We start from the raw sequence: 561 nt of genomic DNA on the forward strand, positions 1-561 counted from the left end.
ACTGTGGACGGCCGGGCCGTCCTGACCGTCGCCAACACCGGTCCGGTCATCGCCCCGGACGCTGTCGACGGGCTGTTGGAGCCGTTCCGGCGACTCCACGACCGCTCCGACAACGACGGCTTCGGGCTCGGTCTGGCCATCGTCGCGTCGATCTCCGCCGTCCACGACGGCACAGTCACCGCCCAGCCCATACCCGACGGCGGGCTGAACGTGACGGTCACCCTGCCAAAGGCCGGCCCGGAGGTCGACCACACCACGGCATGAGAGGCGCTGTTGCGTTCGCCGATTGGAGGGCGCGTTTGGTGAGTGCGGTCGGTCTTCAGATGGCGGTGGCGAGTTCGGTGAACGCCGCGGCGATGCGGAGTCCGCGCGGGGCGTCGATGCCGAGTTGGTAGTGTCCGCGGCGCAGGTTCTGCGTGAAGGCGTGTCCAGCGATGATTGTCTGCGCGGTCCGGTCGGTGCGTAGTCCGCGCGTCGGTCTGAGCCGGTGTTTGAGTTGGCTGGTGTGTCACGAACGCTGAGGGAGGGATTGAGGTGGTGTAGGTCCTTCTGGATGCGGTG

The 561-nt window shown here is 67.7% G+C and carries 1 protein-coding gene; it reads left to right on the top strand.

What is annotated here, in order from left to right:
• Nucleotides 1–264: sensor histidine kinase (locus ACFPIJ_RS42075; RefSeq protein WP_380124265.1), on the top strand; the 264-nt coding region annotated here is incomplete at its 5' end.
• Nucleotides 265–561: the final 297 nt, after the last annotated feature.

Origin of the sequence: Dactylosporangium cerinum, from assembly GCF_042653625.1 — a bacterium.
GTDB lineage: Bacteria > Actinomycetota > Actinomycetes > Mycobacteriales > Micromonosporaceae > Dactylosporangium > Dactylosporangium cerinum.